Source organism: Streptomyces sp. NPDC033178 (genome assembly GCF_055577685.1).
Genome location: NZ_JBVIPT010000012.1, coordinates 22,704 through 35,233, shown reverse-complemented (window position 1 = coordinate 35,233; position 12,530 = coordinate 22,704). Strand labels below are relative to the sequence as shown.

General features: G+C 68.8%; 6 protein-coding genes. 2 read left to right on the top strand and 4 right to left on the bottom strand.

Features of this window, described 5'->3' with window-relative positions; translation table 11 throughout:
• Positions 1-80 precede the first annotated feature (80 nt).
• Complete coding sequence (locus ACZ5VQ_RS27840) at positions 81-716, bottom strand: TetR/AcrR family transcriptional regulator (RefSeq protein WP_143632749.1); 636 nt, start codon at positions 714-716, stop codon at positions 81-83.
• A gap of 225 nt (positions 717-941) precedes the next feature.
• On the opposite strand from ACZ5VQ_RS27840, the gene ACZ5VQ_RS27835 reads away from it, so the two are divergent.
• Positions 942-1,877 (top strand): ABC transporter permease, encoded by a 936-nt coding sequence (locus ACZ5VQ_RS27835; RefSeq protein WP_469107278.1) that lies wholly within the window; start codon positions 942-944, stop codon positions 1,875-1,877.
• Positions 1,878-1,902: 25 nt separating this feature from the next.
• Positions 1,903-2,766 (top strand): ABC transporter ATP-binding protein, encoded by an 864-nt coding sequence (locus tag ACZ5VQ_RS27830; RefSeq protein ID WP_469107487.1) that lies wholly within the window; start codon positions 1,903-1,905, stop codon positions 2,764-2,766.
• Here ACZ5VQ_RS27830 and ACZ5VQ_RS27825 read toward each other — a convergent pair.
• The 3 genes from ACZ5VQ_RS27825 to ACZ5VQ_RS27815 form a co-directional block, all read right to left on the bottom strand.
• The gene (locus tag ACZ5VQ_RS27825; RefSeq protein ID WP_469107277.1) at positions 2,693-3,802 is read right to left on the bottom strand and encodes a glycosyltransferase; all 1,110 of its coding nucleotides are present in this window, start codon (positions 3,800-3,802) and stop codon (positions 2,693-2,695) included. The genes ACZ5VQ_RS27830 and ACZ5VQ_RS27825 overlap by 74 nt on opposite strands.
• Complete coding sequence (locus ACZ5VQ_RS27820) at positions 3,799-6,681, bottom strand: bifunctional glycosyltransferase/CDP-glycerol:glycerophosphate glycerophosphotransferase (RefSeq protein ID WP_469107276.1); 2,883 nt, start codon at positions 6,679-6,681, stop codon at positions 3,799-3,801. The genes ACZ5VQ_RS27825 and ACZ5VQ_RS27820 overlap by 4 nt, the downstream gene beginning before the upstream one ends.
• Before the next feature lie 521 nt (positions 6,682-7,202).
• Complete coding sequence (locus tag ACZ5VQ_RS27815) at positions 7,203-12,140, bottom strand: NAD-glutamate dehydrogenase (protein ID WP_469107275.1); 4,938 nt, start codon at positions 12,138-12,140, stop codon at positions 7,203-7,205.
• Between the last annotated feature and the right edge of the window lie 390 nt (positions 12,141-12,530).

Below are 12,530 nucleotides of genomic sequence, written 5' to 3'. Positions count from 1 at the left end.
CGCACGTGAACCCGGACTTCGTGACCCGGCGGCGCCTTTTCGACACCCTTCGACGCCTTACAGCTGCCTTTACACCGTCCTTACAACGCCTTGAGCGCCACCGCCGTGGCCCGGGCCAGGCTCTCCAGGTACCCCTTGGGCAGCTTGGGGCTGCGGATCACCACCGAGCGCCAGTACAGCGGTCCGGAGATCAGGTCGAGGGCCAGCTCGTCGTCGATGCCCGTACGGACCTCGCCGCGCCGCTCCGCCGCGGCGACGATGCCGCTGGCGACGCCCTCCTGCCCCTCCCGCAGGGCCTTCTGCATGGCCTCGGCGATGTCCGGGTTGCGGGCGGCCTCGGCCTGGAGGTCGGGGATGATCTGCGAGGCGACAGGGTGACGCAGGGCCCGTGACGTGACCTCGTACAGGAGGCGCAGGTCGCCCTCCAGGGAGCCCGTGTCGGGAGCGGGCAGCCCCTGCACCGCGACGGCCGACACCAGGTCGAGCACCAGGTGCAGCTTGGAACGCCACCGGCGGTACACCGCGGTCTTGCCCACGCCCGCGCGGCGCGCGATCCCCTCGATGGACATCCGCGCGTATCCGACGGCCGCGAGCTCCTCGAAGACGGCCGCCCTGATGGCCTCCGTCACGTCCTCCCGGAGCACCGCCGCCCCGGCGGGAGTCCGGCGGCGCGGCTGCTGCGGGCCCTCTGGGGCCCCGTCGGCGTTCGTCGTCATGCCGAACAGCATAGGGGCGTCACGACGAAACGGTTGCGTTCCGACGTGAGATCGGCCTACGCTCACGTGACGACGATACGGTTCCGTCCCGACGTAAAGAGGGTCCCAGGTACGGGTAAAGACGGGCCCGTAGCGACGTAAAGGAAGCGTTCGCACACCCCGTTCGCACCCTCCTCCCATGCACCTCCTCCCACGAGCCCCGCGCTCCGAGCGAAAGCAGCGGATGTGAGTCAGGTCCTCCACACACCGCCCCCGGCATCCGACCCGGTGCCGGCATCGGCCGCCCCGCCCGACGACGCCGCGGTGCTGGCCGCCCGTTACGGCCTCACGGTCAGCGGCGCCCGCCCGCCGCTGACCGCGTACGTCCGCCAGTTGTGGGCGCGCCGGCACTTCATCACGGCGTTCGCCACGGCCAAGCTCACCGCCCAGTACAGCCAGGCGAAGCTCGGCCAGGTCTGGCAGGTGGCCACGCCCCTGCTGAACGCGGCGGTCTACTACTTCATCTTCGGCGAGCTCATGGGCACGAGCCGCGGCGTCCCGGACTACATCCCGTTCCTGGTCACCGGCGTCTTCGTGTGGACGTTCACCCAGAGCTCGATCATGGCGGGCACCCGGGCGATCTCCGGCAGCCTGGGTCTGGTCCGCGCCCTGCACTTCCCGCGGGCCGCGCTTCCGGTGTCGTACGCGCTGCAACAGCTCCAGCAGCTGCTGTTCTCGATGGCCGCGCTGTTCGTGATCCTGCTCTGCGTCGGTGTGCCCGTCAGTGCGTCCTGGCTCCTGGCCGTTCCCGCCCTGGCACTGCAGTTCGTGTTCAACGCGGGCGTGGCGATGATCATGGCCCGGATGGGCGCGAAGACGCCGGACATCGCACAGCTGATGCCGTTCGTGCTGCGCACCTGGATGTACGTGTCCGGTGTCATGTGGAGCATCGACAAGGTGCTCACCGCCCACCAGGACATGCCGCACATCGTGCTGGTCGCGCTGGAGTGCAACCCGGCCGCGGTCTACATCGACCTCATGCGGTTCGCGCTCATCGACACCTTCCACGCAAGCCAGCTGCCCCACCACGTGTGGGCGCTCGCGGTCGGCTGGGCGCTGCTCGCCGGCGTCGGCGGCTTCATCTACTTCTGGAAGGCAGAGGAGACGTACGGCCGTGGCTGATCCCGACAACACACCCGCCCCCACCATCCTCGTCGCGGACCGTGTCCCCACCGTCGCGACCGAACCCGTCCCCACGGTCGTCGTCGACCGCGTCGACATCGTCTACCGCGTCAACGGCACGGGGGCGGGCCGCGGCAGCGCCACCGCCGCCCTCAACCGCATCCTGCGCCGGAAGAAGACCGAACAGGCCTCGGGTGTGCGGAAGGTGCACGCCGTGAAGGCGGTCTCCTTCACGGCGTACCGGGGGGAGGCGATCGGGCTCATCGGCACGAACGGGTCCGGAAAGTCCACGCTGCTCAAGGCCGTCGCCGGACTGCTTCCGGTGGAGCACGGGCGGATCTTCACGGACGGGCAGCCCTCACTGCTCGGTGTGAACGCCGCCCTGATGAACGACCTGACCGGCGAGCGCAACGTCCATCTCGGCGGCCTGGCGATGGGAATGTCCCGGGAACAGGTGCGCGAGCGGTACCAGGAGATCGTCGACTTCTCCGGCATCAACGAGAAGGGCGACTTCATCACGCTGCCCATGCGGACGTACTCGTCCGGGATGGCCGCACGGCTCCGTTTCTCCATCGCCGCGGCCAAGGACCATGACGTACTGATGATCGACGAGGCCCTGGCCACCGGGGACCGCTCCTTCCAGAAGCGGTCCGAGGACCGAATCCGGGAGCTGCGCAAGCACGCCGGGACGGTGTTCCTGGTGAGCCACAACAACAAGTCGATCCGGGACACCTGCGACCGGGTGCTGTGGCTCGAACGCGGCGAGCTCCGTCTGGACGGGCCGACGGAGGAAGTGCTGAAGGAGTACGAGAGGTTCACCGCTCCAGGAACGCGAACAGGTCCTCCCATCTCCTCACTATCTCGTCCGTCGTATAGCGCTGGATGTTGATCCTCGCCGCCTCGCCCATCCTGTCCCGCAGCTCCTTGTCGGACATCAACGTGTCGAGGCGGCGGGCCAGTTCACCGGTGTTGCCCAGGGTGGCGAGCAGGCCGTCCTCGCCGTCGTGGACGATCTCGTGGACGCCGGGGGCGCAGTCGAAGGCGGCGCAGGGCACGGCGGTCGCCATGGCCTCCATGAGGGCGAGCGGGAAGCCCTCGCCGCGGGAGGACTGGACGAAGACGGAACCGCCGCGCAGGGCCCCCGGCACATCGCTCGTACGGCCCATCCAGTCCACGGAGCTGTCGAGTCCGAGAGCCGTGCATTGCTTCTTCAGGATCTCCTCGTCCTCTCCCGAGCCGTAGATGCGCAGCCGCCAGTCGGGGTGGCGCGGCGCGACCTCCGCCCAGGTGTCGAGGAGCATGTCGATGCCCTTCTGGTCGTGCAGCCGGCCGATGCTGACGACCGCCTGCTCGGTGCGCGGCGAGGGCACCTCGGGCATGAAGGGCAGCGGATTCGGCAGATACGAGGCGTTGTTCATGCCCTGCCCGATCCACAGGTCGGCGTCCTCGCGGGTCAGCGCCAGCATCCGGTCGACGTCCTTGTAGTACTTCCGCACCCGCTGGAAGCGCGAGGACGCCTTCGAGTACTCGAAGGACTCGTGGCTCATGCCGATCACGGTCAGCCCGCGGGTGTCGGCCTGCGCCACCCACTCCATGGCCCACACCTGCGTGACGATCACGACAGCGCCGGGCCGCGCCGCCCGGAACAGCGCGGTCAGCCTGACGGCCTGCTCGCGCATGCTCGCCTCACGCGCCCGGCCGGGACGCGGCGGCTGTCCGGCGTACAACGTCGTCATCGGGTAGGGCACTTCGCCGAGTTCCTGCACGACGCCGGGCGGGGTGATGCCGACGACGTGGACGCGATGCCCGCGCCCGGTGAGGAGCCGGGCCATCTGGTGCGACCAACTGGTCACTCCGCCCAGCTCGTCGACACTGTTGGAGACGAAGAAGACGTCCCGCTGCGGATCGGTGCTCACGAGGGTCATCCACGCCTCCACTGCGCGAAGAACTGGTCGACGATGCTCTGGGCGGCGTTCCCCTTGTCGTACTCGCCGAATTCCGCCACGAACCCCTCCCGCGCCTCCGCGTACTTCACGGCCTGCTCGTCCAGGGAGGCGAGGGCGGTGTGCAGCTCCTCCTCGGTGCGCACGACCGGCCCCGGCGCCCGCTCCAGCAGGTCGAAGTAGGTGCCGCGCCCCTCGTGCACGTACTCCTCGTAGTCGTAGGCGAAGAAGAACATCGGCCGGCCGAGGAGCGCGTAGTCGAACATCACGGACGAGTAGTCGGTGATCAGCCCGTCGGCGAGCGCGAGCAGCGGGGTCACGTCGTGGTGTGCCGATACGTCGATGACGCGCCCGCGCACGGACGGCGGGAGCACGACGTGGTTGAGGTAGTGCGAGCGCACGAGCAGTACGTACCGGTCGCCGAACGTGTCGGCGAACCGCTCCACGTCGAAGGGCAGCTCGAACCGCCGCTGCCTGCCCCCGTGCTGACGGAAGGTGGGCGCGTAGAGCAGTACGGCCTTGTCGTCGGGAATCCCCAACTCGGCGGCGAGCGAGACCCGTTCGCGAAGGCCGACTTCCTCTTCCCTTTTCCTGGCCCGCACGAGGTCGTCGTTGCGGGGGTAGCCGACCCGCAACAGCGTCTTCTCCTTCAGCCGGAACGCCCGGGCGAGGGTGCGTACGTCGTGCTCGGAGCGGATCAGGAACCGGTCGAAGCGGTCGAGGGTGCGCTGCTGTTCGGCCTGCTCGGGCCGGGACCTGAGCTTCCACTCGGGCTCGTCGAAGCCCATCCGCTTGAGCGCCGAGCCGTGCCAGGTCTGGAGGTAGGTGGTCTCCGGCCGCTTGGTGAGCTTCAGCGGATAGCTCTGGTTGTCGACCCAGAACTCGGCCTGCGCGAGCGCCTTCAGATAGGGCAGCGACCAGCGGCGCACGAGAGTGGCGTCGGCCGGAAACCCGGAAGGAGTGCTGCCCGTGTACGACCACACGGCCTCGAAGTCGAGCCCCTGGCGCCGCATCTCCTCGTAGATCGCCTTCGGGCTGTCGCTGTACTGCTGGCCCAGGTGGCTCTCGAAGACGACGAGCCCCTTCTTCACGGGCAGCCGGCTGAACACCTCGTGGTAGAGGCGGATCTTGGTGTCACCCGAGGTGAGCTTCCTGCGCACCGCCTTCGCCTTCCGGTACCCGGACTTGGCGAACCGGCCGGGCGCGCCCCGCACACCCCGCTCGACGAGCGCGTCCACCTTCTCGCGGGTCACGATCCGGAAGGAGAGATGGCCGCGCGAGGAGATCTCGGGCGTGACGTGGTCGGCGACCAGCCGGGTGAGCCGGGGCCGGACGGGCAACCGCCCGTCGGCCAGGCCGGGTTCGGAGGCGGTGAGGCGGGTGGTGGTGCGGGCGCCGTCGACGTCGAGATGCAGCCGTACGTCCCACACCGCGTCCACGATGCCCAGCGGCCGCAGCCTGCGCGCGAGGTCGGCCGACGCCTCCCAGGCGATGGCCTCGCCCTCGTGCCGCAGGGTGGCGACGGGGAAGCGGAAGACCTGAAAGCGCACGCCTTTGCGACGGGCGGCGAACTCCAGCTCGCCGCTAAGCCGGGCGCCGGACGGAACGACGCCAAGGGGATTGGTGATGAGCCCGGCGAGCCGAACGGTACCCGCGGCCTCCTCGTACCCGGTCAGAACGTTGCGCAGGAACATCTTCTCGACGGGCTTGGCGTGATAGCCGAGTTCGGTGACGTCGAGGACGTGCCGGGCGAAGTCGCCGTCGAGTGGGTCGTCGAGGTGTTCCGCACACCAGTAGATCCGGCCGTCGCGCTCCACCATCGGCGCGGAGATCTTGTCGCGGTTGGTGAGCGTGTCCACGGCCGGCAGGAGGTTGTCCCAGTCGCTCTTCTGCAGCAGATAGGCGCAGATGGCGTGGATGGGCTCCACCTCGTCGAAGGCGGCGCGGTCGATGGACTCCAGGTAGTCGCGGGCGATCGCGGCGAACTCCTCCCGGTAGGAGGCGTCCCGGAACGGCAGGTCACGCAGATGAAGCACCAGGTCGTGCTTGAGGAACTTGACGTCCTTGTGGAACTTCAGCTCCAGCAGACCCTTGTCCGCGAGGAGTTGATCGACCCGCCGATGGATCTCCATCCGGTGCGCGAAGTTGGCGATCTCGGCACGCCGGTTGCTGATCGACTTGGTCGCGGCCTTGTCGACGACGTTCCAGTCGTAGACGCGGTTCGGGATGAGGGTGATCCGGCGGGCGGCGGCGTAGGCCTGAGCGGAGAAGAGCAGGTCTTCGTAGTGAATGCCAACGGGGAATTCGAGCCCCTGCTCAACGAGGAACTCTCTCCTGTAACACTTGTTCGTCGAGAGGGTGTCGAAGACCAGCAGGTCGGGCAGCTCGGAGATGGACTCCAGGGTGCGGGTGCGGGCGTACAGCCAGGGGTACCACTTGACCTCCTTGCCGTTGCGCGAGTCCACGTGCACCCGCACGCACATCCCGGAGACCAGGTCGGCGCCGGTCGTCTCGGCCGCCTCCAGCATGTTCCGGCAGGCGTTGCGCTCCAGTACGTCGTCACTGTCGAGGAAGAGGACGTACGTGCCGCGTGCCTGGGCGATGCCGTGGTTGCGGGGAGCCCCGCACCCTCCGCTGTTCCGGTCGAGCCGGAAGGCCCTCACCCGGCCGGGGTGCTCGGCGGCCAGTCCCCTTGCCACGTCGTACGACCCGTCCGTGCTCCGGTCGTCCACGATCACGACCTCGACGTTCCGCAGGGTCTGCTCCAGCACGGAGCGCACGGCTGTGACCAGCCGTGTCTCGTCGTTGTAGACGATCACGACCACGGACACGTCCGGCGCGCGAAGCGATTCCTCGTTCATCCTATTTATCCTAAGTGTCCCTCGCTGGACCCTGTACGGGGTGTAGGCCGCTTGGGGGCCACTTAGGTAGATGTTGATCGAGAGGCCCGGGTTGCTCCGGGGACCTTTTCGCCCCCGCCGCCCCTACCCTCCCCCACTCTCGGCTTCGCTCGAGCGGGGGGACCCCCATCGTCCCTTTTCGGGGGCCAGCCCCCGACCCCCCGCTCCTCAAACGCCGGAGGGCTGAAGATTCGGACGCCGGAGGGGCTGAATACTTCGCAGCCCGGGCCGACACATCCAGCCCGTCCGGCGTTTGAGGACGAGGCCGTTCAGGCCGATCCCCACCCACCCCGGCCAACCCACCCACCCACGTTCACCCCCGCCCACCTCTCAGCCCGTCCGGCGCTTGAGGACGAGCGCGGCAGCGCGATGCGGGGGTCTGGGGGCGGAGCCCCCAGGGATGGGAATGGGTAGGGGCGGCGGGGGCGAAAAAAGGAGGGGCGCCCCCAACCCGCAGGGCGCCCCTTCCCGGTCACGAGGAACTACGTCCGCGTGCGCAGCATCGTCCGCATCGTCCTCATCGCGACCGACAGATTCGCGAGATCGAACGCCTCGGACCCCTGGATCTCCTCCAGAGTCGTCCGCGCCCGGGAAAGAATCGCCGCGTTCTTCCCCTCCCACGCCTTGAACCGCTGCTCAGGCGTGGACCCCCCGTCACCGACGGCAAGAACATCCGCGGTCAGCGCGGCGTGCGCCGCGTACAGGTCCTCCCGGATGGACGCCCGAGCCATGGACTGCCACCGATCCGCGCGAGGCAGCTCGATGATGCGGTCCATGAGCTGAGTGACCCGCAGACGGTCGGCAAGGTCGTAGTAGACCTCCGCGACGTCCATCGGGTCCTTGCCGACCCGGTCCCCGACCGCCACGATGTCGAGCGACGGGAAGGCGGACGAGAACCCGGCCACCCGCTGGGCGAGCTCGTCGGGCACCCCGGCCCCGGACAGCTCGTCGTAGATCTGCTGGTACCACTCCAGATCCGCACCCCGCAGCAGCTTGGGCAGCTCGGCCCAGACCCGCGTGACCCCCTCCCGGAAGAAGTCGATCGTCTCGGCGAGCTCCAACGGCTGCGGCCGGTTGTTGAGCAACCACCGCGTCCCGCGCTCGACGAGCCGCCGCGAGTGCAGCCGGATCCGGGTCTGGACACCCGCGTCGACCGTGTTGTCGAGCGCCTCGACGGCGTCCCACACCTCGCTGGAGTTGAAGATCGCGCGGGCCGCGGTCTGCGCCCGGACGATCTCCTCAAGCGAGGCCCCGGTCTCCTCGCGGAGCCGGTGCAGGAAACTCGTACCGCCGGTGTTGACCGTGTCGTTGACCAGCACGGTCGTGACGATCTCGCGCGACAGCGGGTGGTTGTCGATCTGCTCGATGAACTGCTCGCGCAGCGCGGTCGGGAAGTACGCGTGCAGCAGGCCCCGCAGATACAGGTCGTCGGGCAGCGACGTGTGCAGCAGCTCGTCGGAGACCGTGATCTTCGTGTACGCGAGGAGGACGGCCGTCTCCGGCGAGGTCAGGCCCTGCCCGGTGCCGAGCCGCTCCCGGATCTGCCGGTCGGTCGGCAGGAACTCCAGCGCCCGGTCCAGATGGCCCTCGCGGACCAGGTGGCGCATGAAGCGCTGCTGGGCGTGGAGCATGTCCTTGGACTGGGCGAGCGCGTTGGCCAGGGCCGTGTTCTGCGCGTAGTTGTTGCGCAGGACGAGGTCGCCGACCTCGTCCGTCATTTCGGCGAGCAGCTTGTTGCGCTGCTTGACGGTCATGTCGCCGTCCGCGACCACCGCGTTGAGCAGGATCTTGATGTTCACCTCGTGGTCGGAGGTGTCCACGCCCGCGCTGTTGTCGATGGCGTCGGTGTTGACCTTGCCGCCGGCCTGCGCGAACTCGATGCGGCCGAGCTGGGTGAGGCCGAGGTTGCCGCCCTCGCCGACGACCTTGACCCTGAGGTCGGCGCCGTCCACGCGGATCGCGTCGTTGGCCTTGTCACCGACGTCCGCGTGCGACTCGGTCGACGCCTTCACGTACGTACCGATGCCGCCGTTCCACAACAGGTCCACCTGTGCCTTGAGGATCGCCCGCATCAGGTCGGCGGGGGTCATCTTGGCGACGTTGCCCTCGATGCCGAGGGCCTCGCGGATGTGGCTGTTGAGCTGGATGGCCTTGGCCGTACGGGGGAAGATGCCGCCGCCCTGCGACAGCAGCTCCTTGTCGTAGTCGGCCCACGAGGAGCGCGGCAGCTCGAACAGCCTGCGCCGCTCCGCGTACGACGTCTCCGCGTCCGGGTGCGGGTCGATGAAGATGTGCCGGTGGTCGAAGGCGGCGACCAGGCGGATGTGCTCGCTGAGCAGCATGCCGTTGCCGAACACGTCACCGGACATGTCACCCACGCCGACGACCGTGAAGTCCTCGGTCTGCGTGTTGACGGCCAGCTCCCGGAAGTGCCGCTTGACGGACTCCCAGGCACCGCGGGCGGTGATGCCCATCTTCTTGTGGTCGTAGCCGGCCGATCCGCCGGAGGCGAAGGCGTCCCCGAGCCAGAAGTTGTAGCTCTCCGCGACGCCGTTGGCGATGTCGGAGAACGTCGCCGTGCCCTTGTCCGCGGCGACGACGAGGTAGGTGTCGTCCTCGTCGTGCCGTACGACGTCGGCGGGCGGTACGACCTCGCCGGCCACCATGTTGTCGGTGATGTCGAGCAGCGCCGAGATGAAGGTCTTGTAGCTGCGGATGCCCTCGGCCAGCCAGGCGTCGCGGTCCACGGCCGGGTCGGGCAGCTGCTTGGCGACGAAGCCGCCCTTGGCGCCGACGGGCACGATGACGGTGTTCTTGACCATCTGCGCCTTGACCAGGCCGAGGATCTCGGTCCGGAAGTCCTCACGCCGGTCGGACCAGCGCAGCCCGCCTCGCGCGACCTTGCCGAACCTAAGGTGGACGCCCTCGACGCGCGGCGAGTACACCCAGATCTCGTACGCCGGACGCGGCGCCGGCAGGTCCGGGATGGCCTGCGGGTCGAACTTCATGGAGACGTACGTGTGCGGCTCGCCGCCGCCCGCCTCCTGGAAGAAGTTCGTACGCAGGGTCGCCTTGATGACCGTGAGGAACGAGCGGAGGATCCGGTCCTCGTCCAGGCTGGCGACCTGGTCGAGGGCGGCGTCCAGCTCCTCCAGGAGGGCGTCGGTCAGTTCGAGGCCGGCGCGCTGGCGGTCCGGCGACATCCGCGCCTCGAAGAGCGAGACGAGCAGCCGGGTGGTGTGGACGTTGTTGCGGAGGGTGTCCTCCATGTAGTCCTGGCTGAACGTCGAACCGGCCTGCCGCAGGTACTTGGCGTAGGCGCGCAGCACCATCGCCTGCCGCCAGTTCAGCCCGGCGCTCAGGACGAGGGAGTTGAAGCCGTCGTTCTCGGCCTGCCCGGTCCAGGTCGCCGAGAATGCCTCCTGGAACCGCTCGCGGCCGTCGTCACCGAGGTGGTCGCCGTTGCCGCTGCCCGTCTTGGGCAGGCGCAGGCCGAAGTCGTAGATCCACGCGGACGCACGGTCCGAGCAGCGCAGCTCGTACGGGCGCTCGTCGGTGACCTCGACGCCGAGCCGGGTGAGGACCGGCAGGACGGCGGAGAGGGAGACCGACTCGCCGGTGCGGTAGATCTTGAAACGGCGCTCGCCGGGGGCGGCGCCCACCGGCTCGTACAGGCTGAGCGCGAAGTTCTTGCCGTTGCCGAGCTGTTCCAGGTGGACCAGGTCGGCGACCGCGGTGCGCGGGTTGTGGTCGGCCTTGTAGCCCTCGGGGATGGCGTTGCCGTACCTGCGCAGCAGTTCGGCGGCGTGCTCCTCGCCGCACTCCGCGTTCAGTGCCTCGGCGAAACCGTCGGCCCAGGAGCGGGCGGCCTCGACGAGCCGCGCCTCGATGCGGTCCTTGTCGGCGTCGCTGAGCTGGGGCAGCTCGGTGCCCTGCGGGACCCGGACCACGAAGTGCAGCCGGGAGAGGATCGACTCGGTGTTCCAGGCGGTGAAGTCGACGCTGATGCCGCCGAGCTCCTCCTTCAGGATGTCGATGATCCTCAGGCGCACGCCGGTGGTGTAGCGGTCGCGCGGGAGGTAGACGAGCGCCGAGTAGTAGCGCCCGTACTCGTCCTGCCGCAGGTAGAGCCGCAGCCGCCGCCGCTCCTGGAGGTAGAGGACGGAGGTGACGATCGCCCGGAGCTCGTCGGGCGGGGTCTGGAAGAGCTCGTCGCGCGGGTACGTCTCCATGATCTGGAGGAGGTCGCGCCCGTCGTGGCTGTTGGGCAGGAATCCCGCGCCCTTGAGGACTTCCTCGACCTTGCGCCGGACGACGGGAACACGGCGTACGGACTCGGTGTACGCGGCGGAGGAGAAGAGGCCCAGGAAACGGCGCTCGCCGACGACGTTGCCGTCCCCGTCGAACTTCTTCACGCCGACGTAGTCGAGGTAGGAGGGCCGGTGCACGGTGGCGCGGCTGTTGGCCTTGGTGAGGACAAGCAGCTTGTGCTCGCGGGCCTTGGCGCGGGCGTCGGCGGGCAGCCGCTCGAAGGACGGGCTGACCGGGTGGCTCTCGTCGGTCGCGTGGTGCGGGTCCGAGCGCAGGATGCCGAGTCCGGTGCCGGGAACGGCGGCGAGCGAGTCGTCCTCGCGCAGCTCGTACTCCCGGTATCCGAGGAAGGTGAAGTGGTCGTCCGCGAGCCAGCGCAGCAGCTCACGGGCCTCCTCCACCTCCTGGTCGCGCAGGTCGTCGGCGGTCGGCTCGGTGGGCAGTTCGTCCGCGATGCGCAGCGCGGAGTCGCGCATCTTCTCCCAGTCCTCGACTGCCTCACGGGCGTCGGACAGGACGCGCACCAGGTCGGCGGTGATCTGCTTGAGATCGGCGCGGTCGGTCTCGCGGTCGATCTCGACATGGATCCAGGACTCGACGAAGGCGTCGTGGGGCAGGTCGCCGGTGGGCCGGGTCTTCAGGACCTCGATGAGCTTGCCGGTGAGATCGCGCCGCACGATGACCTGCGGGTGGATGACGACATGGATCCCGCGCCCCTGCCGGGACAGCTCGTTGGTCACGGAGTCGACGAGGAAGGGCATGTCGTCCGTGACGACCTCGACGACGGAGTGGCTGCAGGTCCAGCCGTTCTCCTCGACCGTCGGGGTGTGGACTCTTACGTTGGCGGTGCCCTGAGGTCGGTTCTCGGCCAGCCGGTAGTGCGAGAAGGCGGCTCCGAAGACGTCGTCCGGGTCTCGGTCGGTGAGGTCTTCGGGGGCGGTGTGCAGGTAGTAGCGCTGGAGGAACGCGAGCAGGGTGTCCTGGTCGGGAGCGCTCGCGCCCGTCTTCCCGGTCGGCAGGTGAAGATTCCCCCCGACCGGGCTGTTCTCAGCTACCCGGGCGGCCCGTTCGAGCAGCTCGGCCTTGGCTTCGTCCAGCTTGGTCTGCATTGTCCTCTGGCTCCTGTCGCGCGCCGTTGCGTGACGTCGTAGAACGTGAAGTGACGTAGCGCCGCGACGCGGGGTGTCCGGTCTCGTTCGACGCTATGCCGCGATGAGAGATGAGCGGGGCGTTATCGGCCATTCTTGGCCGCTCCGGAGGCTGTGACGCTGCTCTCGGTGCACCTGCGCCTGCCGCGTATGCGGCGTTTTCTGCGCTTCCTCGCCCGGGGAGACCAGCGACCGCCCGGTCACGGATGTCGTCCGTGCGTTCCGGGCGCAGGGCAGGGGCAACGAGGCCCCCGCGACGTATCGCGCTGATCACGGCACAAGGCTATCGCTCTCCACGGGGCCCCCGTCATGAGCCGTATGTGTACAAAAGAGGGTCTCCCTTTTTGACAC

What these genes read in the sequence shown, in the direction of transcription:
- ACZ5VQ_RS27840 (WP_143632749.1), bottom strand. Translation starts at nt 716, where the DNA reads ATGACGACGAACGCCGACGGGGCCCCAGAGGGCCCGCAGCAGCCGCGC.
- ACZ5VQ_RS27825 (WP_469107277.1), bottom strand. Translation starts at nt 3,802, where the DNA reads ATGACCCTCGTGAGCACCGATCCGCAGCGGGACGTCTTCTTCGTCTCC.
- ACZ5VQ_RS27820 (WP_469107276.1), bottom strand. Translation starts at nt 6,681, where the DNA reads ATGAACGAGGAATCGCTTCGCGCGCCGGACGTGTCCGTGGTCGTGATC.
- ACZ5VQ_RS27815 (WP_469107275.1), bottom strand. Translation starts at nt 12,140, where the DNA reads ATGCAGACCAAGCTGGACGAAGCCAAGGCCGAGCTGCTCGAACGGGCC.